This window comes from Streptococcus oralis, from assembly GCF_003943395.1.
Classification (GTDB): Bacteria; Bacillota; Bacilli; order Lactobacillales; family Streptococcaceae; genus Streptococcus; species Streptococcus oralis_BF.
Window position 1 is genome coordinate 161,270 of the sequence record NZ_RJPJ01000002.1, and the last position, 22,347, is coordinate 183,616.

A 22,347-nucleotide genomic window follows, 5' to 3' on the forward strand; every position below is an offset into this window, starting at 1 on the left:
ATTTTTATATCCTTACAGCTATATTTTGCATATTTAATCAAAAAAAGAGAAGGCATTTTTAAGCTTTCTCTTGAATCATTTTTTCTGCTCTTTGTTGCAAAAAGACCTCTAGTACTTTTGCAGTCAAGCTGATAGCTGCTACCAACACACTGGACACGATGATGTAATTCGCCAATAGTCCGTGATTCCCCACTAGTGGTGGTTTATTTAAAAACCCATAATCTCCACCTACAACCAAGTTGACAACTCCTATCAAGGCATTTAGAGAAAATGTAATCACTGTCACATTTTTCAAATTGAGCAGGGAAGCTTCATAATTCTTAAACAAGTATAAGAGCGCATTCCCCAAAAGTGCCACGTGCCCGATGATAAAGGACAGGATGGTCACGTGCGGAAACGGATAAGGGTCAAAGAGTGGGTATGCCAGAGCAGCGGTTGCTCCAAAAGTTCCTAGAAGGGCAAAGTATTGCTTGTACTTGGAAGTCCCTGGTATTAATAGCATAACAAACATGGCGATACGGCAATGATAGAAGGGCAAACTTTCCGATAAGGGCATTTGATTCCCCCAATACCAGCTATACAGAACAATCAGTTGAAGAGACTGAAGGATCTGAATAAAGCGCTGGTAAGCCACCTTGTCACGGTAACGATATGAAACATAGAAAGTAAGAGCCAATAAACTTAACAAACCAATATACCAGTGGAGTTCAAACTGGGGCGGTTCTGATATCTGTGTGGTAAATAATTGTTCCCACAAATTCATATTCTATTCCTCGTTCATCTAGCCAGAGCAGTAGAAAGTTCACTGCCCTAGTTTTTATTTTTTGAAAAAACTTGATTCTATGACATGCATAGAACACTTGCGTCTTAAATTCGCAACCTATTATATCATTTGTATCGCAGAAATGCATCTTACAAACACCCTTTTTTGATTTGCAGATTTCTCTAGCATAACCTAATCAATATATTGGTCTCTTTGTCCTTTATAAACCTGCCAAAGAATCTCCATTTGTTCCTTGGTGATGCGTTTTTCAGATAAGGCTGGCAATTGGTTAATGGCAAAAAATTGAAGCTCAGCAATTTCTTGATTCTCTTGAAATCGTCCCTCAATGAGTTGGCATTCAAACACAAACTTTGCATATTGTTTGCTCTGTAGTTGGAAACGATTGGTGTCAAAAACTGCAAGTAACCTTTCAGCTTTTGCTGTAAAACCGGTTTCTTCTTCAATTTCCTTAAGAATATTTTCGGTTGGAGAATAGCCGACCTCACCAAAGCCACCTGGCAAAGACCAGCTATCCTCTCCTTGTCCCCTAACCAGACAAATCTTTTCATCCTCAACAATCCAAGCACGGACGTCCATCAGAGGAGTTGCATAAGCACCAGTTGGTCTCAGGAGCTCTGTTACTTCCTCTTGCTTTAGTTCTGTAGTTTCTCTCAAAATATCAGATAAGATCGCACGTAAGTCCTCGTATCGCTCACAGTCAAAAGGATCTTTTGTGAAGGTTAATCCAGTATCCGTAATGGCTAGCATTCTTTGCAGATACTTGGTAAAATCACTTGCATTCATTTTCTAAACTTTCTACCAACTTAGCTAGATTCATGGAGTTAGAGCCTTTGAGCAGAATTTGGTCGTTCGTACCAAGGCTTGCCTTAACCTGCTTGACAAGACCTTCAAATTGGTCCTCGTCGGCTGTTTTTTTGAAGTAATAAACGTGGCCGATTGGGAACATTTGACTGGCTAGTTGGGCCAATTCAGCAATGTCTTCCCCGTAGAAAATAACCGTATCAAGCACATCGGGCGAGAGGCTCAAAATCATCTGGTTATGGAGTTGGACAGACTGGTCTCCAAGTTCTTTCATATCTGCCAAAACCGCAATTTTCTTGCCACCTTCATTAGCTGGAATAGCAGAGAAAGTCTCTAAAATTAGCTTCATAGCAGTTGGATTGGCATTGTAAACATCTGACAGAATATCTGCTCCGTTGGCAGCTTTCTTCCACTCGGTACGATTACGGGTCAATTCTAGGTTCTGAAAGGCCTGATGAATCTGTTCCTCTGAAACTCCTTCTTGTAGGGCAACATAAGATGCAATCATAGCATTGGTGGCATTGTACTTACCTGTCACTGGCAAATCGAGGGCTTGTTCCAAGAAATTGGCCTTAAAGGTCAGACTATCCTTGCGTTCGACCAAGTCTGTGATTTCCAATTCTGCCCCTTGCCCAAAACGAACCACCTTTTTATCAGCTGGCAAGTAGTCCTCTACAATGGAGTCGGCTGGTGCCAAAAGCAAAGAACCTGAAGCCATACCATCTGCAATTTGCATTTTTCCTTTGGCAATCTCTGAACGGTCTTTGAAAAAGGCCAAATGAGCTTCTCCAACCAAGGTCACGATGGCTGTCTTAGGATGAGCCAATTCAGACAAGAGATGAATATCTCCCAAGTGGTCCTGCCCCATCTCCAAGACCAACTTTTCTGTTCCCTCAGGCATGTGGAGAACTGTGTAGGGAAGGCCAATCTCGTTATTGTAATTGCCCTGAGTTTTGTAGGTCTTGTAGGTTGTTGACAGTAAATGCGCCAACATATCCTTGGTCGTTGTCTTACCATTTGAACCCGTGACTGCAAAGACATCAACTGCTGTTTTTTCAAGATAGTAGGCAGCTAGGGTTTGAAAGGCAGACAAAACGTCATCTACTAAAATGTAGGGATGATTTGCAACCTCTTTCTCAGACAAGGTTACTGCTGCACCATTTTCAAAAGCTGTTTCGATAAAGTCATGACCATCACGCGCACCTTTGAGTGGCACAAACAAATCTCCCGTCCCAATCAAACGACTGTCAAACTCAGCCTTTTCTAACTGGACATTTTCAAATATGCTGACATCATTTTTAGCCCCAACAGCTTGGGCGACTTCACGGATTGTTAGTTTCATTTCTACTCCTTTAAAAAGGGTTGAAGTCCGAGAACTCTAATCACCTTGCAGGCGATGTTCCTGGCTTCTACCCCCTCTTTCATTTTTATAGTAAATGCGCTTCGTGCTTATTAAAGCTCTCCTTAGCAAGGCCAACCAAATGCTCGATTAGGTCTGGGTAACTGATTCCCATATTGTCCCAAAGTAGTGGGTACATAGACCACTGGGTAAAACCTGGCATGGTATTGAGCTCGTTTAGGAAAACCTCGCCCTTATCTGTATAGAAGAAATCGCAACGAGATAGACCGAGGCCACCGATCGCACGGAAGGCTGTTTCTGCATTATGACGCATGACAGCTACTACATCATCACTAATCTTGGCTGGGATGTCCATGGTAATCTTGTTATCGATATATTTGGCATCGTAGTCATAAAAGGCAACATCCTTGACCACTTCACCAGGAAGCGTGCTCTTCACATCGTAGTTGCCCAAGAGACCAACCTCGATTTCACGGGCATTCACCCCTTGCTCTACCAAGACACGGCTGTCATATTGAAAGGCCAACTCTAATGCTTTACGGAGTTCCTCTTGGTTTTCAGACTTAGAAATACCGACACTTGAACCCATGTTTGACGGCTTCGTGAAGACTGGATAAGTCAATTTTTCTTCAACTTCAGCGATTTTAGAAGCTACATCATCACCTTCGACGATGGCCACATAGGGAACTTGGGCAATCCCAGCAGACTCCGAGACACGCTTAGTTGTAATTTTATCCATGGCAAGACTAGATGACAAGATATTGCAGCCAACATAAGGCATTTTCAAGACTTCCAAGAATCCTTGAACTGAACCATCTTCTCCCATTGGACCGTGAAGAACTGGAAAGACCACAGCACCTTCTTCATAGATGGCACTTGGCGCGATTTTCTTGTCCCAGTCAATGGTCGCATTGGTCATGAGACGATCTTCTTGACCTGGAGTCTGGCTAAATTCTTGCGTTTTGATAAAGTCACCTGACTGACTGATAAAGAAAGTCTTGACTGTGAAACGGTCGTAGTTGACCGCACGCATGACACTCTCAGCTGATAGTACAGAGACCTCACGCTCTGCACTCCGTCCACCGTATAAAAGAATAATTGTTTGTTTCATATTACTGTCCTATTTTCTAATAGAATACTCGCACCTTAGTATATCATATTTGCTTCTTTTTTGAAACTTGAACATGGTACTGATAGTAAAGAAATATAAAAAGAGACCGATAACGACAAACTCGGTCTCCTTGATTTTTGTATAAATGAATTGAGTTCGTAAATTTGTTTACTCCTACAACTCTGTCCGATTTTCAATAGCTCGTAAGAGTGTAACTTCGTCCGCATACTCGATATCTGCTCCGACAGCAAGGCCTCGTGCTAGACGCGTAACCTTGATACCTGCTGGTTTGAGCAGGCGTGAGAGGTACATGGAGGTCGCTTCCCCATCTGCCGTCGCATTGGTCGCCACAATCACCTCTGAAACCTCGCTATCCATGAGACGAATCATGAGACTCTTGAGATTGATATCATCTGGACTGATGCCATTCATTGGAGAAATGAGTCCATGCAAGACATGATAGAGTCCGTGATATTCTTGGATATTTTCCATGGCAGCCACATCGCGACTATCTTCTAGCACCAGGATGGTCGTCTGATCTCGAGTCGGATCTGTACAGATAGAGCAGGGATCATCATCGGTCAAGCGACCACAGATGGAACAATAGGTCAATTCCCGCTTGGCAGACAGGAGATTTTTAGCAAATTCATTGACATCGTCATCAGACATTCCAATGGTATAGAAGGCGAGACGGGTAGCCGTCTTAATCCCGATACCCGGTAACTTTGAATAACTGTCAATTAGCTTAGCAATAGGTGTTGGATAAAGCATATGTTCCTTTCTAATTCATTGGATGATGTTGGTTATAGAGGTTGATAATATCGCGCGCAATGGAAGGTCCGACACCATTTGTAAGGTTGGTGTTATGTGGGAAGACAACAGCTACAGCGATTTGAGGATTATCTGATGGTGCATAGGCCACAGCATTGGTATTGTTGGCTTTTTGACCACCCTCAACATAACTTTCGGCAGTACCTGTTTTTCCACTAATAGATACCGCTGCGCCATTTGAAAAGGCACGACCGGTTGTCAAAGCACTACCACCATGTGACACTTGATAAAATCCTTGTTGGAGGATGGAAACATCAGACTCAGAAATATTAATTTTATTCATTTCCTTGGTTTCAACAGATTGGATTAAGTTCCCTAAGCCACCTTGTTCGTTGTTTCCATAAATTCCCTCGACAATGTGAGGTGCAATCCGAACACCGTTGTTGGCAATAGTTCCAACGTACTGGGCTAATTGCATAGGGGTGTAGTTATCAAACTGGCCAAAGGCATTGGTAATGTAATTAGCAAAATTATACTCTTTTGGTATAAAACCAGTTGACTCATCTGGAAGGTCAATGCCTGTTGAGGCTCCAAGACCATATTCCGCAAATGTCGAACGAAGTTTCCCCATAGCGGATTCTAAATTGTTAGTTAAAACAAACATATTGGGTTGATAGGTCTGACCCATAATGCCCAAAGCCGTTTGAACCATGTAGGCATTAGAAGAATACTCCAAGGCTTCCACAGCTGTAATCGGGAATGAACTGTAAGCCTGAGTGTACCAAGAATTAATCGGAGCTGAACCTTGGAAGACAATCGGTTGGTCTGTCAAGGTCTGATTCCCTGATAAGACTCCATTCTCCCAACCAGAGCTGATGGTCGCCGCCTTGACAACAGACCCTGGCACAAAGACGTTAGTGACTGTTCCTAGAGAGTCCGAGCTCAGTTTGCCTGATTCAACATCATGCTTGATACCTGACATGGCTAGAACTGCACCTGTTTTAGGATTAAGAGCGACAGCGTAGACTCCTTCAGAATATTTGGCGCCACCATTACTCAACTCGGAGTTAAAGTAGCTCTTAAGTAGGTCATCCACTCCATTTTGGAAAGCTAGGTCAATCGTTAGTTTGATATTGTTTCCTTTGCTTCCTTCCTCGACATTTTCCACACTTTCCATATTTCCGTGTTTGTCAAGATGCACTTCTTTGACAGAGCGTTTACCTTGGAGGACATCTTCATATTGCTTTTCAAGATAAGAAGTTCCCACTCGGTCATTGAGAGAGTATCCTTTCTTGAGATAAGCGTCAACTTCCTCTGCTGGAAGACCTGACTTTTCACTGGAAACGCTACCGACGATAGACGATAGAGAAGTGTCCAGTACTTTTCGGTCCCATGAGGTTGAAATGCTAATGCCCGGTAATTCCTTGGATGCAGAAGCTACAAGTGCAACTTGGGTATCATCTAAGGCATCTGTAGAAATGGTGCCCGTCGCAAAATTTTCAACAGCATTAAGCTGACTAAATAGATAGATTTCCTTTTTCTGTTCATCCGTATAGTTAAGCTGACTCACGTCGATACTCTCAACCGCATTATTGTAGAGGGTTGCCTCTGATAAGCGATTCCCATCTGAATCTAGGCGTTTGTCACTTGGAAGAGCCTCGACTGTTTTTTTGTAAATGTCCTGATCAGCCAAATAATAGTCTGCAATCTGTCGATCTGTCAGATCAGGGGAGGTTACATTCACATATGTCAGCAGTTTTTTAGCCGTCTCCTTTAATTCAGCTGCCGTCATCTTATTGTTTCGTGTGAAAGAAACAACTTGCTTGACAGTATTTTCTACCAAGGGTTTCCCTGATGCATCGTAGATTTGTCCACGAGCCGAACTGGTTGTCACCCTAGTCTGGCTGGCTGATGCCAACTTTGCTTCATAGAAATCTTTATTCAGCACCTGCATGTATAACAATCGACCGATAATGGTCATAAACAGTAGGATAACAATGGCAAACAGTAAATTAAGCCGAATCGGAATCGAATGGCTATTGAATTTTCTCATACAACTAAGACTCTTTTCTAGAAAAATTCCAGTTTTCCCTGACAAATCCACCTAAAAAATCTAGGATTTGACTAGAAACCAGTACTCTTCATTGTACCATATTTTACGGAGAAACTCTTGGAAAAGTCGAAGCATTTTTTGACTTTTAATCAAAAATGCCTTTTTATTTGGTTATCCTAACTTCTATGATATAATGATGTTAATAAGCTGGCAATCGTCAACTTTTAAGAGTTTGACTCATGAAAAGGAGCTCCATGAAAAAGCAGGATATCGCAACTATTATTGATCTTCATTTTGAAGAATTAACAGAGTTAGAACAGGAAATCGCTCGTTATTTCTTGCAGGTAGATACGATTGTGGATGATCTATCATCGCAACAGGTTACTCAAAAACTGCATGTTTCCCAAGCTGCTCTTACCCGTTTTGCAAAAAAATGTGGCTTTACTGGCTATCGAGAATTTGTCTTTCAATACCAGCACCAGGCTAGTAAACCGGACACTCATTCGCACAAACACAGTCCTTTGACCAAACGTGTTTTACGAAGCTACAGCAACCTACGGGAACAAACACAGGATTTGATCGACGAGGAACAACTGGAACGAGTTGCCCAATTAATCGATGACGCTGAACGAGTTTACTTTTTTGGAACGGGAAGTTCTGGTCTGATTGCCCGTGAGATGAAACTCCGTTTTATGCGTCTAGGTGTTGTCTGTGAAGCTTTGACCGATCAGGATGGCTTTGCATGGACGACCAGTATCATGGATGAAAACTGTTTGGTGCTTGGCTTTTCCCTATCTGGCACTACCCAATCTGTCCTAGATAGTTTGCTGGATGCCAAGGATATGGGCGCCAAGACCATTCTCTTTACCAGTTCTCCTAGCAAAGACTGTCAGGCCTACACCGAAACAGTCCTAGTCGCAAGTCATAGCCAATCTTCTTACATCCAACGTATTTCCGCTCAACTCCCTATGCTCATTTTAACAGATTTGATTTATGCCTTCTTTTTAGAAATCAATCGCGAGAGCAAGGAAAAAATCTTTAACAGCTATTGGGAAAATAAAAAGCTCAATGGCTATCGTAGACAAAAACGCGTTAGAAAATCCTAGTTTGGTTGAACCAAACTAGGATTATTTTGTATTGAAATGATAATAGGCTCATAGGTGGGCTTGCCAATCTTTCTCTTTGTGCCAAGGCCTTTTTTATCTGTGTTTTTCAGTTCTTCCATAAATTCTCCTTTGCTTTTTTGAATTTTTGACAAGAAAAAAGGAAGTATCGACTATTTGCTGCTTTTACTTCCTTTCTTTATTTTTATTTAATCGTTTTACTGAGACAAAGTGAGATTTAGATTTTAACCCTTACAGAAAATAAAATGAGTTATTCTTCAGAAGCACGTTCTATAATATCATAGTTTAATGCAAAGTGTAGCGATGTAGTCATTTCCATAACGTGATAAGCGATGTCTTTTATCACATGATTCATAAAAATCGATCATAGCGAGACCATTTTTTAGTTGTCCTCTAATCTGACTTTCTAAGGTATGGCTAAATTCATATCCATATTCTGGATTGATGGTTATCTTGCCTTCCTCTTCAAGCTCTTTTGAATTAAAAGGTAGTGAAAACTTTAAAAGTAATTCCTCATCGGGTTTGTCCCATACAATGTCCGCATCATACATGTATATCCAAGGATTCATAAATCCGACCATTAACAGTCCACCCTTTTTCAATACTCGAGAGGCTTCTTTGTACATGTTTTCTGAATCTTCTATATATACATTTGAAACTGGATTAAAAATAATATCAAAGGTTTCATTTTCAAATGGAAATGATTTTGTCATATCGCCTTGAACTGTGTTGATTTTTAAGCCTTCTCTTTTAGCAACCAACTCATCTCTTTGTAATTGTGATTTAGAAAAATCCATTATAGTTACATCATAACCTTTTGCAGCGAAAACTGGTCCCTGCTGTCCACCACCACAAGCTAACCCTAATATCTTTTTCCCCTTGGCTTTTTCAAACCATTCTGTGGGGACTTTTTTTCCAACAGTTAAGGCAACAGAAATTGGATGCTTTCTAACTTCTTCTAATTCTTCATGTGTCAATGGCTCAGTGTAGTCATTTTTTACATTATTCCATCTATCTTCATTTAATTTTATATAATTGTTCATCTTACAATCTCCTCGTAATTTTATATGATTTCGATTTCAGGTGAATAGGTTCCCATTACATTTTTTTCACCTTTACAAATTCTAATTTGTCAATTTCTCGTCCATCTCATTATATCACTTTTTCTTCTTGGCTTAGTTTAGTTTTTAGAAACAAAGTAAAGAGCTTGCGCCGTCTTCTAAGATTATCTTAAAGGATATCTCCTCTCATATATTCTTCTACGGTAGGAACTCTGCTCCTATCGTTCATTTTTTATAATTCCTCTTTGTCTTTCTGATACCCATGAAGCAAGGTCGCATAATAGTCTTGATCGGTCTTTCCGCTACTTTTCATATACCTTGACCGTTTTTCCATCATCAAAAAAAGAATTAAGCAAAACAGTTTCACTCAAGTAGTGATTAAATGTTTTTCTTAATTCTATAGTTCCAAACTAGGATTGTTTTGTCTTGAAATGGTAATATGCACCGAGCATCCCTGCTGTATTTTGGTGATGGGCAAATTCTAATCGCGTTTTTTCAGCTAGACTTGGCACCAAGGCCTCCTTCAAGGCTGTGCGGATCTTCGGTTTGAGGATAGCCTCTTGCCCCATGATCCCGCCACCGAGAATAACCACTTCTGGATTGGCAACGTAGCAAATATTTGCCAGACCTTTTCCTAGATAGTCTACCATGCGGTCAATACCAGCCATACAAACCTTGTTTCCTTCGGTAGCTTCCTTGAAAATACGTCGGCCATTCCACTGGTCAACTGGATCCCCGTGAGCTGCTGCTACATACTCCACCAAGGCTGTCGTAGAAGCGAGATCTTGGAAAGCTCCATCCTGCATATGCATATAACCGACTTCGCAAGCTGAGTTGCTAAATCCATGGAAGACCTTCCCATCCATAATCAAGCAACCACCGATACCTGTTCCAATGGTCAAGCAAAGTGTCACACTCGCTCCCTTTCCTGAACCAGATACTGCCTCAGCAAGACCTGCACAGTTTACATCATTTTCAATTTCACAAGGAATCGCAAAACTAGTCTCGATTTCCTTCTTGAACTGGGTTCCTGCATAGTTAGGGATTTGAGGCCCGGCATAGAAAATTTCACCTTTGTCAGGATCGACCATTCCTGCAGAAGAAATGGCAACACCTGCTACTGGGCCTTTTTCTAAATAACTGGCTACGATATCTTTTGTCTTTTGTAAGATATGGGGTCCACCCTTATGCGCCTCTGTTGGCATTTCATGTGATTCAACAAGCTGGCCTTCTTGGTCAATCAAACCATATTTGATGTTGGTTCCACCAATATCAATTGCAACGTAGTGTGTCATAAATACCTCCTTATAGATTAGAGGAAGCGCTCCTTGGTTTCACGAATCAATTGCGCTGCTGCTTCTACAACTGGTCGATCTTCTTCAGTCACTGGTGTCAATGGTGAACGAACTGATCCAATATTCAAGCCTTCATTGATCCTCAAGACTTCTTTGATAACACCGTACATATTTCCATGTGCAGAAGTGAGCTTGCCAATGATTGCATTGATAGCGTATTGCAATTCACGCGCTGTTTCCAAATCTTTCTCAGCAATCAACTGATTGAGTTTCAAGAAGAGTTCTGGCATCGCACCATAAGTACCACCGATACCAGCTTTGGCACCCATGAGTCGTCCACCTAGGAACTGTTCATCTGGACCATTGAATACGATGTGGTCTTCTCCACCAAGGCTGACAAAGGTTTGGATATCTTGAACTGGCATAGAAGAGTTCTTAACACCAATAACACGAGGATTCTTCAACATTTCAGTATAAAGACTTGGAGTCAAAGCAACTCCTGCCAATTGAGGAATGTTATAAATCACGTAGTCTGTGTTTGGAGCTGCTGCACTGATATCGTTCCAGTATTTGGCAACTGAGTATTCTGGCAAGCGGAAGTAAATCGGTGGAATCGTTGCAATGGCATCTACACCCAAACTTTCTGCGTGGCGAGCAAGTTCCATACTGTCTTTGGTATTGTTGCAAGCTACGTGAGCGATGATAGTCAATTTGCCCTTGGCAACTGCCATGACTTCTTCCAAAATCAACTTGCGATCTGCCACACTTTGGTAGATACATTCACCAGAAGAACCATTGACATAGAGACCTTGAACTCCCTTATCAATGAAGTATTGAACCAAGGCACGCGTACGCTCTGGACTGACTTCTCCTTGATCATCATAACATGCGTAGAACGCTGGAATGACACCTTCGTATTTTTTCAAATCTGACATAGATTTTCTCCTAAGATTTCTTTTTTTCTGCTGAGAGCAGTTCTATTTTTTACAAGTTTAGTATACACCTTGTGAAAATCGCTTTCAATATCTTGTATACACTTAGATTTTAGTTTCTACTTGTATTTTAGAAACTGTAACGATTGAAAGTAGTTTCAGAAACAAGCCATCCTACTGGTATTTGGCGAAGATTTTCTCCATCAATCCTGCTTGGAGAAAGACCAGCAAACCAAAACCAAAGAGGATAAAAGCTGACCCACCCAAAAGGAGAGTGAAGGCGGATAGATAAAGAACCATCACTATGAGAAAGAGAATGGCTAACATGAGGAAGAACCATGGAAAGTTAAAACTTGCCAAGATAAGCCCTTTTTGCAGCACTTCTTTCCAAGACAGATCATAGCGGGCAGCAATGGGATAACTAGCCAGCATCACCAGAGTGAGGAAGATGAGAATCCCCAAACAAATAGCTTTCACAATCTGGAAAGGCAAAGCTGTCTGGCCCCAGAAAAGATAGAGATCTAGAAGGCTTAATGACACAATGCCCAACTCTAACAGACCTAACTGAAGACCCAGTTTCAGATTTTGCTTGAAGGCCCTTAGATAAGTTCTAAAGACTGGTACCCGTCTGCTTCTCTTAATCTCAAACATAGTTTGGTAGAGGCTGATTTTAGCCACTCCAATCGTCACGATAGGCAAACAAGAGACGACAAAAAGAAGATTGGCTGTCACAATATCCAAGGCCTTCTCACTGAAACGCATGAGAAAATTATCTGTATCAAATGCTGCCTTGATCAGGCTTACTCCTTTTTGTGCCATGTTTGCTCCTCCTGATTCTTTTAATCAATCAAAATTTTAAAGAGATATTTGCGAACCTTTTCTTCCATCCCTGCATAGCCATTTGGCTGATGCGGTTCTCCTGGGAAGAAAATCGCAAAATTGTGATAACCCAACAAGAGTGGGTAGCGTTCATGACAATGGACAAAGCCAATGTCGCTCGCTTCGTCGAATGCTACTGCCTCGTCTTTGATACGTGAACCGTAGCTCGAGTATTCATGTCCTTCTACCAGTAAATGCAAATCTGCATAGTTCTTATGGTGTTCAAATTGATCATTTTCAGCTTGATTGAGGACATTTTCCTGAACAACTAGAAAGACCTTATCTCCGTCAATCTCATACTTACCTAATTCAAATGAATCCTTACAGTGCTGATAGAGATAGTCGATAGCCTTGTCTAGATTGGGATGGATTCCCTTGTAAAAGGCGATGTTTTTCAAATCGTCAAAAATCATACTGTTTCCTTCGTTTCTGATAGTTACTATTTTTCAGTTTCGAATTATCCTTTCTCTATTTCCCTGTAATAGTGCGGACGGAAGCAAATTCCTTCGGAATTTCATTCCTAATTTTTGAGCCTTTCACTCCTTCATCGTCAGTCTCAAAAATTCCGTCTAAGATAAGCGTAAGATGCTTATCTTAGATACCACTAAAGCGGGAAATAGTTACCCTAAAACGAACCTACTCTATCTAGTATCATTAAAAGAGTTCATTCTTAAGTTTATAAGTGTCTGACAAAACTTCACGAAGTAACTGCATACTCTCCATTTTGTAGACACTTATAACTCTGTATTCTCTTATACTCAATGAAAATCGAAGAACAAACTAGGAAGCTAACCCCAGGCAATACTTAAGTATGGCAAGGTGATGCTGACGTAGTTTAAATTCGATTTTCGTAAGGTCTTAACCTTTGACCGCTCCCATAGTGATACCTTGAGTGAAGGATTTTTGGAAGACAAGGAAGACGGTTACGATTGGCACGGCTGCAAGAGCTGCACCCGCCATGATCAAACCATAGTTGGTTGCCATTTCGGCCTGCATGGTCGCAACCCCGAGTGAGATGGTCAAGTTTTGACGTGAAGTCAACATAACCAACTGCATGAAGTAGTCGTTCCAAGTATTGATGAAGGTAAAGATCGCAAGGGCTGCAAATCCTGGTTTCACGATAGGGAAGGCTACGCTCCAGAAGGTACGAATCTCACCACATCCGTCGATTTTAGCTGATTCAAGCAATTCTGTCGGGATATTTTCACTAAATTGTTTCATAAGGAATACCCCAAATGGCCATCCGATCAAAGGCAAGATAACTGCCCAGAGAGTATCGTGAATTCCCATGAAGTTGACGATACGTACCAATGGTACAAGGACAACTTGTTTTGGAAGTGCCATGGCAGCGATAAAAACTGCAAAGAGGATGCGTTGACCATAGAAACGTTTTTTAGCCAAGACATAACCTGCTAGAGAAGAGGTAGCACACACTAGGAACATGGTTACCAGTGAGATAAATACAGAGTTCCACATCCACTGCATAGCAGGGTTTTGCACCATGAGTTGTTGGAAGTTCTCCATGGTTGGCATTTTAGGGAACCACTGTGGTGGAATCATAATGGTATCAGGCTGTGATTTGAAGGCCCCTGTCAAGATCCAGTAGAATGGAAAGATGAACAGTACGGTCAACAAGAGCAAGATAATCGTTGAAATAACAGTGAAAGCTGTTAAGGGTTTCTTTTGTGTAGGTTGCATAACTGTCTCCTTTCCTTAGTATTCTACATCGTTTCCGAGGATCTTGAATTGAGCAAAGCTGACAATGGCAATCATCACTGCCAAGAAGACACCGATGGTATTTGCATAGCCGTATTCTGTCAATTGGAAGGCTTTTTCGTAAAGGTAGTACATCAGTGTACTTGTTGAATAGTTTGGACCACCAGAAGTCAAGAGCTGAATCAAGGCGAAACATTGGAATGAGTTGATGGTTGTGATGATCGCGATGTAAAGAGTTGTTGGAAGAAGGCTTGGCCATTTGATCTTCCAGAAGACTTGAAATTCAGTCGCACCGTCAACACGCGCTGCTTCAACAAGTGAGTTGTCAATATTCCCCATAGCAGCGATATAAAGGATAATCGGTTGACCAACAGATGTTGTCAAAAGGATGATCATAATCGCTAGCAAAGCCCAGTTTTTGTCACCCAGCCAAGAAATGTTTTGGCTGATGATGTGGCTTGACTTAAGGACAAAGTTTAGAATCCCTGATAGGGGATCGTAAATCCATTTCCATACAACCGTTACGGCAACACTACCTGTAACTACAGGAAGGAAAAAGACGAAACGATAGAAAGAGCGAGCAATCGCATTTTGATGATAGGTTTGAGATGCTACAAAGAGCGAGAAGAGTACAACAATCGGTACTGATCCAATAACCAGAATAACGGTATTAATCAAAGACTTGGTAAAGACAGGGTCTTTAAACATGCGAATGTAGTTGTCCAAACCAACAAACTCAAAGCTGGTCATGGAGTAGTTAAAGAAACTTGTAATGAATCCCATAATCATAGGAGCCAAGACAAAGATAACAAAGAAGAACAATACTGGTGCTAGGAAAGCGTAGGAAATCACTGTTTCCCGCATACGAATTTTATTGACTTTCACAGTCGGCACCTCTCTTTCGAATAGAATATTTTTTGATTTTCTTGAACTGTTTTAAAATCAAAATGAAATTTTTTAAGATTCGCTTATGTAAGAACTTCATTTTAATTTCGTGACAGTTCCTACCATTTCAAACAAAAGTCCCCCTTTTCTTACACCGTAGTGCACAGGGAAAAGGGGGGAATCAATCTGACTTAGTGCTTATTGTTTTGTAGCTTTTTTGATTGTTTCGTTAGCTTTTTCAGTGAAGGCTTTCAAAGCATCTGCTGGTTTTTCGTCACCATTTGATACAGATTGCAACATTGGGAACCAAAGTGTTCTCATTTCAGCAAATCCATCGATAGTGTTGTAGTATGGTGAGTAGTATTTAGTCCAGCCACTGATTGTTTCCATACGTTTGTCTTCATAAAGTTTACCAAATGAAGTACGAACTGGGAAGGCACCTGTACGAACTACGTCTTTAGGACCCCATTCTTTGTCATCTGCGATGAATTGAACGAATTTCTTAGCAGCTGCGACTTTCTTGTCGTCTTTGTTGTTGAATACTGCAAATCCGTTTACAAGGTATTCAAGAGATGGTTTACCTGAGTCTGATGGGAATGGTACTTCTACCACATCTACCTTACTTGCTTCCAAGAGTTTCGCTTGGATACCGTTTTGAGCTGGTGCCCAAAGGATTGTGTATGAAGTTTGACCGTTGGCAAAGTTTTGGATATCTGCTCCACCGTCAAATTGTGAACCGTTGTTCAACAAACCGTCTTTAATCCAGCTAGCAGCTTTTTCAAGACCTTTGACGAATTTAGGATCGTCTGTTGTATATTTGGTTACGTCTTTGTCTGTTACAGAACCGCCATAAAGGTTTGCAATGAAGGCACGTGTCCCTTGGTCTCCCCCTTGACCAGAACTGAACAATGAACCTGGAGTGTAGCCTTTATCTTTAAGCGCTTTCAAAACTTTTTCAAAGTCATCAGTTGTCCAACCTTCTTTTACAAGGTTTGCAACTCCAGCATCTTCCAACATTTTCTTGTTCATAGCCATGTAGAATGGAGCTGAACTGATTGGATACATGTAAGCTTTGTCTCCAGCCTTACTTGCTTGTACGATGTTTTCGTTGTTCACATCTTTGACGAATTCGTCTGTGAAGAGGTCGTTCAACTCAGCCAATTTACCATTTTTACCGTATTGGATGATACGCCCTGGTGCGTCAAAGAGTACGTCTGGCGCTGTTCCTGCTTCGATGGCTGTTGTGATCTTTTCAGGACCTGACTTGAAGTCGATGGTTTCCAATTTCACTTTTACATCTGGATTTGCTTTTTCAAAAGCTTCGATGATTGATTTTTCATAAGTTCCAACACCGTCACCAGTTTTTTCTTGTGTGAAGACCGGGAATGCCCACCAAGTGATTTCTGTTTTAGCACCATCACCAGATTTAGCGTCATCTTTTTTGGCACCTGAATTACCACAAGCCGCAAGGCCAAGAATCGCAGCACCTGCAAGTACTGTACAAGCTAGTTTTCTAAATTTCATTTGTATTCTCCTAATTTATAAGCGTGTCCATATTGGATAGTGAGTAAGCTTCTATTTGTATACGTTTTCATTTTATCCGACGCATCGACCACTCTCCTCTGTTTTGAGATTATGTTATTTAAGACCAGCAACAAAGCGTTCCGTAATCTCTTTTGGTCTAGTAATAGCTCCACCAACAACGATGCCTCGCACCCCATATTCAAGGATTTGTTTGGCTTGTTCTGGTGTATGAATTTTCCCTTCAGCGATGACATCCACTCCTGCTTCACAAAGTTTTTTGATTAGTTCAAAGTCTGGACCATCTACTTTCGGACTATAAGAAGTATAACCTGATAGGGTTGTTCCAACAAAATCAATCCCTGCTTCGACTGCTGCTATTCCTTCTTCAAAAGTACTGGTATCAGCCATTAAGAGTTGATGAGGATATTTTTCTTTGACTTGTCGGATAAAGTCCTGAATTTCCAAACCATCATAACGTTCACGTTTGGTACAATCCAGAGCAATGACCTCAATGTCGAGTTCAGCCAATTCATCAACTTCTTTCATAGTAGCTGTAATGAATGGCTCCTGTGGAGGATAGTCACGTTTGATGATCCCGATAATCGGGAGTTTCGTAACCTCCTTGATCTCCTTGATATCGCGAACACTGTTTGCTCGGATACCGACTGCTCCACCTTGCTCAGCCGCTTTGACTAGCAAGGGGATAACCCCTCCCGCTTCTGTATAAAGCGGTTCATGAGGAAGTGCCTGACAAGAAACAATGATTCCATCTTTGATTTGTTCAATCAAGGCTTCTTTGCTGATCTGTGGCATCCATTTTCCTCCTTTTCTTTGTTCCTATGGGCTTATTATATATCATTTGTTAAGCGCTTTCAATAGTTTGTAGTGGAATAGATTTCAGTTTCAAAACTATTTTATAGAACAGACTATCCTGAAAGTAGTTTCAGACATCTTAGAATTTCTTATTAGCACACCTTGAGCCGAAAGAAAAAGATAACAGACTGAAAAACCTGCTATCTCCTTCTATTTTTACAAAGTCAAATGATTAGAATTATTCTCTTACTTTTCTCTCTTTTTCCCCATTGCAAACAAGCCAAGGAAGAAAGCTGTTAATCCTAGTGAAGCTAGGAAGCCACTCTCCTTGTTCCCTGTATCAGGAAGTGTCTGCTGAGCAAGAGGAGCTTTGTAAGTATAATCTTCTGCAGCAAGAGTTACAAGCGAATTTGCTCCCTTATATTCTGCAATTTCATGTACAGCTGCAGTGGCTGCATTCACGCCACCTTTGTACTCAGGGACTTCATGAACTGCTGGATCCGTGCCATTAACTCCCCCTGCAAATTCTGGCTTTTCTACTGTTGGAGCTACTTCTTCGCCTGCTGTCCCTAGTGGGCCTGTATATTCTGGCTTCTCTACTGTCGGAGCTGGCTCTTCGCCCGCTGTCCCTAGTGGGCCTGTGTACTCTGGCTTCTCTACTGTCGGAGCTACTTCTTCGCCTGCTGTCCCTAGTGGGCCTGTGTACTCTGGCTTCTCTACTGTTGGAGCTGGCTCTTCGCCCGCTGTCCCTAGTGGGCCTGTGTACTCTGGTTTCTCTACTGTTGGAGCTGACTCTTCGCCCGCTGTCCCTAGTGGGCCTGTATATTCTGGCTTCTCTACTGTCGGGGCTGGCTCTTCGCCTGCTGTCCCTAGTGGGCCTGTATACTCTGGCTTCTCTACTGTCGGAGCTGGCTCTTCGCCCGCTGTCCCTAGTGGGCCTGTATACTCTGGTTTCTCTACTGTTGGAGCTGGCTCTTCGCCCACTGTCCCTAGTGGGCCTGTGTACTCTGGCTTATCTACTGTTGGAGCTGACTCTTCGCCTGCTGTCCCTAGTGGGCCTGTATATTCTGGCTTCTCTACTGTCGGAGCTGGCTCTTCGCCTGCTGTCCCTAATGGACCTGTATATTCTGGCACTTCATGAACAGCAGCTTCACTTCCGTTCATTCCATTCGAAAGCTTAGTCCCCGCTACAGAGACTGGTAAATTATGCATACTTTCAATAGCACCTTCTGCCAGACCTGTAACTTTTTGACCCATATCCTCTGAATCCACCGTAAATAGGAGGGTTTTTGTGTCATACTGGGTCATGAAGCGTGCTGTTTTACCGTTTGCCAATTGAAGGGTTGGTGCCTTGTTGACCAATACTTCCGAATCAAACTCCATAGCAAGGATGCCTGGCCATTTTTCAATCGCATATTTCACTTTTGCTTCTTTAGGAGAAATCCAATCCTTGGTCAAGAAATCCCAGTTGAATTTCTTATAGGATAAAGTATAATCGTTTTGATTGCCATCCGCATGCTCATAAAGCAAACCATATTCGCCATTTCCGAGTTCTTGGAGTGAGTTGTAAGCAAACTTACCACTTTGTATAGGATTGTGTTTCAGCCATGTCAAGTCACCATTCTCCTCAACACGAGCCAGGTGAACCAAACCATTGTTGCGTCCAGGACCACCAGCATTGCTGAGTAGAATGTATTCCTTTCCTTCATGCATGGTGTGAATAGCGGACATTTGAACATAAACGTCTTTTACTTGAGGATATCGTTTGATTTCCTTATCCCACGTTGCTCCCCCATCATGACTGGTCGCAACCTGAAGATCGCCAGTCAACCCACGCATAAAGAGCTTGAGATCCCCATTATTCAACTGAACAACAGTCGACTCCGTATTTTGGGCGCCTGGATTATTCATGGTTGAAGAGTGAATGGTTTGGTTGCCTACCGGACGGTTATCATTAACTGCTTCACCTGCTTGCCATGTTTCACCATGATCATCTGAATAAATTACACGAGATGATTGAGAACCACTTAGGTAGGAAACGTTGTTTGTTGTATAAACTGGAATCACCAGTCTTCCCTTATGAGGTCCTGTACGCAAGGCAATCCCAGTACCAGGTCCAGTTCCTAGGAAGTGCATCCAATCTTTCCGAATCCCATGTGTAATATCTTTTGGTGCAGACCAAGTCTTCCCATCGTCATCACTGTAGGACATCCATAGGTAGTTGGTATTGGAAACTCTAAAAATATTCTTCTCGCTATACTCAAAATAAATATTTCCGATTAGCTCATTCCCTTTATACAAATCCCCCTTATCACTGTAGACTGGTTTTTTAGGGTCAACGACGACGCGATAATCTGTCTTTCTATTTTGAGGGTCGAAAACCTCTCCGTTTTCTCGAATCGTATAGCGACCTGATTCTCCTTGCTTATATAAAACTTGATAAACTTTATCTCCCACTTGTTCATAAGCTTTCGGAGCTTGCCCCGGCAATGAAAATACTGCCTTACTCTCAAGGAACATGTCATAAATTGCAAAAATTCTCTTTGTTTCAGGGTCTTGTACCAAGGCCATATCAATATTGACTGGAGATGGCCAATCTGCATGTTTAGCGTGCTCATTGTCACGAGGATTTGAGATTACGATTCGGTCTCCCCATGTTTTTCCATTATCTGAGCTACGACGAACAACCATCCCAATATCTCCCCAGTCAGAATGGTGCAAACGTCTTTCATCCGTTCCAGCAATCAGCGTTCCTTTATCAGTCTTGAGAAGAGCTGGGATACGATAACTCTTGATACCATCTTTATTTGGTTGATTGTTCCTACCACCTTCAAAGACGTCTTCTTTCTCAGTAACTTTTGCTCCCTCAGGAAGTTTCTGTTCCAATTCACCTCTTTCAAATAATTGATTTCGTGTTTGAACTTCATCTGGGCTTAAAGCACGATCGTAAACAGTTAGGTTTCGAACTTGTAGGTTTGATGCCCAAGCTGTTTTCTTGCCCCGTTTGGTTGCTCCAAGTTGAGCTTGATTAACATCTGGCATATCTTTGATAAAGTTACCAGATTTGAGACTTGTTCGAGATAAGACACCGTTCACATAGAGACGAACTCGACCATGAGGTAACTCCGCTGTCGGTTGTTCGACAGTAAAGGTCACGGAATTCCATTGTCCAGGGCGAACTTTCAAAGGAGCATCTGTATACTTATCATAGAACTGCTCTCCATTAGCGCCACGCCCTTCAATAAGAGCTGTATTATCAAGGACCGACATAGTAAAGTACTCATTTTCCTTGGTGTCACTGGATACAGAGAAGAGATTGTAAAAGCGTGGAGCTGATGCATCTGGTTTAAACTCCATGTGAACTGTAGCATTTTGAAGTTTCTTTAGTTTATCTAGTTCACTTGATAAATCAACTCTCTGACCATTTGCTGCATTGGTTTCAACATCTTCTTTTTCAAGGACAGGATTAGCATTTTTTAAATCTCTTGAGTAATAGTCACGAGGAATAGCCCCCTGATCCTCTGATTCCTCTTCCTTATTTGCTTCTTCTGCAGGGGTTTCCGTAGAGGATGGGGTTTCTGACTCTGCACTCTCATTTTTTTTCAAATGATCTTGGTCCACCTCAACGCCGTTGTCTTGAGCTGCTGCCAATTTACCAGCCAAATCCTTATCCAAATGAGCAAGATCTCCCGAGGACGCTTCTTTTGGCAATTCTGATAAACCTTGACCAGGTTCGACAGTTTCTGTATTGGCCCCTGCTGCATTGGCTTGCTCTTGAGCTAAGACTGGATTTGCTCCAAATACCACTGTACCAATCACTACAGATGCCGCCCCAACTGCAAATTTTCGAATTCCATATCGCTGTTTCCGATCTAAAGATTTGTAATTCATGTTTGTCCTTTCATTTTCCATAAAATAAAGCGCTTTCTTTTTTTCTTAAAATTTTTAGTTCCTCCAACTAAACAAGTAAAAAGAAAGTAACCGACTGAATGAGACCTCCCATTCTTCAAACGTCCACTGCTCTTACTCTCTGACCAAACAGCGGAAAGTTTCCTCCTTTCGCACAATGTCTTTCCCTTATTATACAATAAACTCTAAACTTTATAGCTTAATGATATAGAATAGATTCTACTTTTAAAACTATTTTAATGTTTCAAGTTTCCTGAAAGTACTTTTCGATTTTGGAAAACAAAAAGGGAGCTCAAGGCTCTCTTAAACTTATTTTTTTACATAGGAGAAAGGAATCTCACTGCCACAGAGCCAGTTGTAGACTTGGTCATTGACAAAAACATTCATGGCTTCGTGAGCATACTCTGGCATGATGCGATAGGTCTTGTCGCAGGTCAGACGGTTGTAAATTGCAAACTGGGTAATGGGATAGCAAACATCGTCATCCAAGCCCGTAATCATCTTGACCTCACCTTTAATACGATGGGCAAGATTTTTCACATCGATATAGGCAAGAGTCGCCATGACTTCCTCCTCTGTTTCATGGAAGGGATCGTGAAACTTGAAATATCGGAAAAGTTCATCATAGGCTTCACTGGTATTGCCAATCTCAAGCACTCGTCTAAAGTCTGACAAGAAAGGATAGATGGCAACTGTTTTCTGAATCCGAGGATTAAGCGCTGCTGCAACCAGAGCTAAAGCTCCTCCTTGTGAGGCACCATAACTTGAAAGTCGCTTCTCATCCACCTGAGGCAGACTAGCAATAATTTCAATCAACTGGTAAATATCCAGATAAACAGCCTTATAAAAGAGATGTTCCCGACCTTCCACAGCACCACGGATGATATGCCCCTTCACCGTATTTCCTAGTGGAGAGCGTAAGCCGTCTTGTGAATAGCCCGACTGGCCACGAACGTCCATGGAAACAACACCGTAACCAGCCACAGTATAGGCCAGCATGTCGGTCCAGTCCCAACCACGTCCCATATAACCATGAAAGTGGAAGATTAGGGGAACTTTACCCTCACTCTTTGGAAGGACGACCCGTGCATAGACCCTGCCTTCATTGGTTCCTTCAAAAGTGAGTTCATAACACTTGACTTGGGGAATATGGAAATCTCTTTCCTCCAACTGGTAGGCTGGAAGAGATGAAACTTTTTTGACCTCTTCATCCCAGAAAGCATCAAAATCTTCTGGAACCTCATCCCGTCCTAGATAGGTCTTGATTTCTTCTAACAAAGCTGGATTTTTCATAGCATGCTCCTTTGGTTTTGTAATCGTTATCACAAC

Annotated in this window: 19 protein-coding genes; 1 reads left to right on the top strand and 18 read right to left on the bottom strand. The window is 41.8% G+C overall.

All coding sequences use genetic code 11. The features are described 5' to 3' along the window. Positions 1-58 precede the first annotated feature (58 nt). The 6 genes from D8802_RS02190 to pbp2b form a co-directional block, all read right to left on the bottom strand. A complete protein-coding gene (locus tag D8802_RS02190) occupies positions 59-763 on the bottom strand; it encodes a YwaF family protein (RefSeq protein WP_125394624.1) in 705 nt (234 codons plus the stop codon). 192 nt (positions 764-955) lie between these two features. After that, the gene (locus D8802_RS02195) at positions 956-1,567 is read right to left on the bottom strand and encodes an NUDIX hydrolase (RefSeq protein WP_084948955.1); all 612 of its coding nucleotides are present in this window, start codon (positions 1,565-1,567) and stop codon (positions 956-958) included. Beyond that, positions 1,554-2,927, bottom strand: coding sequence for a UDP-N-acetylmuramoyl-tripeptide--D-alanyl-D-alanine ligase (locus D8802_RS02200; protein ID WP_125394625.1), 1,374 nt, complete (start codon positions 2,925-2,927; stop codon positions 1,554-1,556). Before D8802_RS02200 ends, D8802_RS02195 begins: the two co-directional genes overlap by 14 nt. 85 nt (positions 2,928-3,012) lie before the next feature. Next, positions 3,013-4,056, bottom strand: coding sequence for a D-alanine--D-alanine ligase (locus tag D8802_RS02205; protein WP_125394626.1), 1,044 nt, complete (start codon positions 4,054-4,056; stop codon positions 3,013-3,015). A 174-nt stretch (positions 4,057-4,230) separates the two neighbouring features. Further along, positions 4,231-4,827, bottom strand: a complete 597-nt coding sequence (recR, locus tag D8802_RS02210) for a recombination mediator RecR (RefSeq protein WP_061454368.1) — start codon at positions 4,825-4,827, stop codon at positions 4,231-4,233. 10 nt (positions 4,828-4,837) lie between these two features. Further along, a complete protein-coding gene (pbp2b, locus tag D8802_RS02215) occupies positions 4,838-6,880 on the bottom strand; it encodes a penicillin-binding protein PBP2B (protein WP_125394627.1) in 2,043 nt (680 codons plus the stop codon). 254 nt (positions 6,881-7,134) lie between these two features. Between pbp2b and D8802_RS02220 the strand changes: the two genes are divergently transcribed. Then, complete coding sequence (locus D8802_RS02220; protein ID WP_125394628.1) at positions 7,135-7,986, top strand: MurR/RpiR family transcriptional regulator; 852 nt, start codon at positions 7,135-7,137, stop codon at positions 7,984-7,986. On the opposite strand, the gene D8802_RS10290 is transcribed toward D8802_RS02220, so the two are convergent. The 12 genes from D8802_RS10290 to D8802_RS02275 all read right to left on the bottom strand — a co-directional run bounded on the left by D8802_RS10290 (position 7,983) and on the right by D8802_RS02275 (position 22,311). Further along, the gene (locus tag D8802_RS10290; protein ID WP_260468395.1) at positions 7,983-8,105 is read right to left on the bottom strand and encodes a hypothetical protein; all 123 of its coding nucleotides are present in this window, start codon (positions 8,103-8,105) and stop codon (positions 7,983-7,985) included. The genes D8802_RS02220 and D8802_RS10290 overlap by 4 nt on opposite strands. A gap of 177 nt (positions 8,106-8,282) precedes the next feature. Beyond that, positions 8,283-9,047 (bottom strand): class I SAM-dependent methyltransferase, encoded by a 765-nt coding sequence (locus D8802_RS02225; protein ID WP_125394629.1) that lies wholly within the window; start codon positions 9,045-9,047, stop codon positions 8,283-8,285. A 428-nt stretch (positions 9,048-9,475) separates the two neighbouring features. Continuing rightward, positions 9,476-10,360 carry an ROK family protein gene (locus D8802_RS02230; protein ID WP_125394630.1) on the bottom strand — a complete coding sequence of 295 codons (885 nt, stop codon included), beginning with the start codon at positions 10,358-10,360 and terminating at the stop codon, positions 9,476-9,478. A gap of 17 nt (positions 10,361-10,377) precedes the next feature. Then, positions 10,378-11,295 carry a dihydrodipicolinate synthase family protein gene (locus D8802_RS02235; RefSeq protein WP_125394631.1) on the bottom strand — a complete coding sequence of 306 codons (918 nt, stop codon included), beginning with the start codon at positions 11,293-11,295 and terminating at the stop codon, positions 10,378-10,380. Positions 11,296-11,466: 171 nt separating this feature from the next. Further along, a complete protein-coding gene (locus D8802_RS02240) occupies positions 11,467-12,111 on the bottom strand; it encodes a YesL family protein (protein WP_125394632.1) in 645 nt (214 codons plus the stop codon). 20 nt (positions 12,112-12,131) lie between these two features. Then, positions 12,132-12,584: a NanQ anomerase/TabA/YiaL family protein gene (locus tag D8802_RS02245; RefSeq protein WP_125394633.1), complete on the bottom strand. Its 453-nt coding sequence runs from the start codon at positions 12,582-12,584 to the stop codon at positions 12,132-12,134. A gap of 445 nt (positions 12,585-13,029) precedes the next feature. Then, positions 13,030-13,869 carry a carbohydrate ABC transporter permease gene (locus D8802_RS02250; RefSeq protein ID WP_001183243.1) on the bottom strand — a complete coding sequence of 280 codons (840 nt, stop codon included), beginning with the start codon at positions 13,867-13,869 and terminating at the stop codon, positions 13,030-13,032. Between the two features lie 15 nt (positions 13,870-13,884). Beyond that, entirely contained in the window at positions 13,885-14,751 is an 867-nt protein-coding gene (locus D8802_RS02255) for a carbohydrate ABC transporter permease (protein ID WP_001209417.1), read from the bottom strand. 219 nt (positions 14,752-14,970) lie between these two features. After that, entirely contained in the window at positions 14,971-16,296 is a 1,326-nt protein-coding gene (locus tag D8802_RS02260; RefSeq protein WP_125394634.1) for an ABC transporter substrate-binding protein, read from the bottom strand. A gap of 114 nt (positions 16,297-16,410) precedes the next feature. After that, positions 16,411-17,109, bottom strand: coding sequence for an N-acetylmannosamine-6-phosphate 2-epimerase (locus D8802_RS02265; RefSeq protein ID WP_001135645.1), 699 nt, complete (start codon positions 17,107-17,109; stop codon positions 16,411-16,413). A gap of 246 nt (positions 17,110-17,355) precedes the next feature. Then, positions 17,356-21,000, bottom strand: a complete 3,645-nt coding sequence (locus D8802_RS02270) for an SIALI-17 repeat-containing surface protein (protein ID WP_125394635.1) — start codon at positions 20,998-21,000, stop codon at positions 17,356-17,358. Between the two features lie 327 nt (positions 21,001-21,327). Continuing rightward, positions 21,328-22,311 carry an acetylxylan esterase gene (locus D8802_RS02275; protein WP_125394636.1) on the bottom strand — a complete coding sequence of 328 codons (984 nt, stop codon included), beginning with the start codon at positions 22,309-22,311 and terminating at the stop codon, positions 21,328-21,330. Positions 22,312-22,347 lie beyond the last annotated feature (36 nt).

What these genes read in the sequence shown, in the direction of transcription:
- D8802_RS02190 (WP_125394624.1), bottom strand. Translation starts at nt 763, where the DNA reads ATGAATTTGTGGGAACAATTATTTACCACACAGATATCAGAACCGCCC.
- D8802_RS02195 (WP_084948955.1), bottom strand. Translation starts at nt 1,567, where the DNA reads ATGAATGCAAGTGATTTTACCAAGTATCTGCAAAGAATGCTAGCCATT.
- D8802_RS02200 (WP_125394625.1), bottom strand. Translation starts at nt 2,927, where the DNA reads ATGAAACTAACAATCCGTGAAGTCGCCCAAGCTGTTGGGGCTAAAAAT.
- D8802_RS02205 (WP_125394626.1), bottom strand. Translation starts at nt 4,056, where the DNA reads ATGAAACAAACAATTATTCTTTTATACGGTGGACGGAGTGCAGAGCGT.
- recR (WP_061454368.1), bottom strand. Translation starts at nt 4,827, where the DNA reads ATGCTTTATCCAACACCTATTGCTAAGCTAATTGACAGTTATTCAAAG.
- pbp2b (WP_125394627.1), bottom strand. Translation starts at nt 6,880, where the DNA reads ATGAGAAAATTCAATAGCCATTCGATTCCGATTCGGCTTAATTTACTG.
- D8802_RS02220 (WP_125394628.1), top strand. Translation starts at nt 7,135, where the DNA reads ATGAAAAAGCAGGATATCGCAACTATTATTGATCTTCATTTTGAAGAA.
- D8802_RS10290 (WP_260468395.1), bottom strand. Translation starts at nt 8,105, where the DNA reads ATGGAAGAACTGAAAAACACAGATAAAAAAGGCCTTGGCACAAAGAGA.
- D8802_RS02225 (WP_125394629.1), bottom strand. Translation starts at nt 9,047, where the DNA reads ATGAACAATTATATAAAATTAAATGAAGATAGATGGAATAATGTAAAA.
- D8802_RS02230 (WP_125394630.1), bottom strand. Translation starts at nt 10,360, where the DNA reads ATGACACACTACGTTGCAATTGATATTGGTGGAACCAACATCAAATAT.
- D8802_RS02235 (WP_125394631.1), bottom strand. Translation starts at nt 11,295, where the DNA reads ATGTCAGATTTGAAAAAATACGAAGGTGTCATTCCAGCGTTCTACGCA.
- D8802_RS02240 (WP_125394632.1), bottom strand. Translation starts at nt 12,111, where the DNA reads ATGGCACAAAAAGGAGTAAGCCTGATCAAGGCAGCATTTGATACAGAT.
- D8802_RS02245 (WP_125394633.1), bottom strand. Translation starts at nt 12,584, where the DNA reads ATGATTTTTGACGATTTGAAAAACATCGCCTTTTACAAGGGAATCCAT.
- D8802_RS02250 (WP_001183243.1), bottom strand. Translation starts at nt 13,869, where the DNA reads ATGCAACCTACACAAAAGAAACCCTTAACAGCTTTCACTGTTATTTCA.
- D8802_RS02255 (WP_001209417.1), bottom strand. Translation starts at nt 14,751, where the DNA reads ATGCGGGAAACAGTGATTTCCTACGCTTTCCTAGCACCAGTATTGTTC.
- D8802_RS02260 (WP_125394634.1), bottom strand. Translation starts at nt 16,296, where the DNA reads ATGAAATTTAGAAAACTAGCTTGTACAGTACTTGCAGGTGCTGCGATT.
- D8802_RS02265 (WP_001135645.1), bottom strand. Translation starts at nt 17,109, where the DNA reads ATGCCACAGATCAGCAAAGAAGCCTTGATTGAACAAATCAAAGATGGA.
- D8802_RS02270 (WP_125394635.1), bottom strand. Translation starts at nt 21,000, where the DNA reads ATGAATTACAAATCTTTAGATCGGAAACAGCGATATGGAATTCGAAAA.
- D8802_RS02275 (WP_125394636.1), bottom strand. Translation starts at nt 22,311, where the DNA reads ATGAAAAATCCAGCTTTGTTAGAAGAAATCAAGACCTATCTAGGACGG.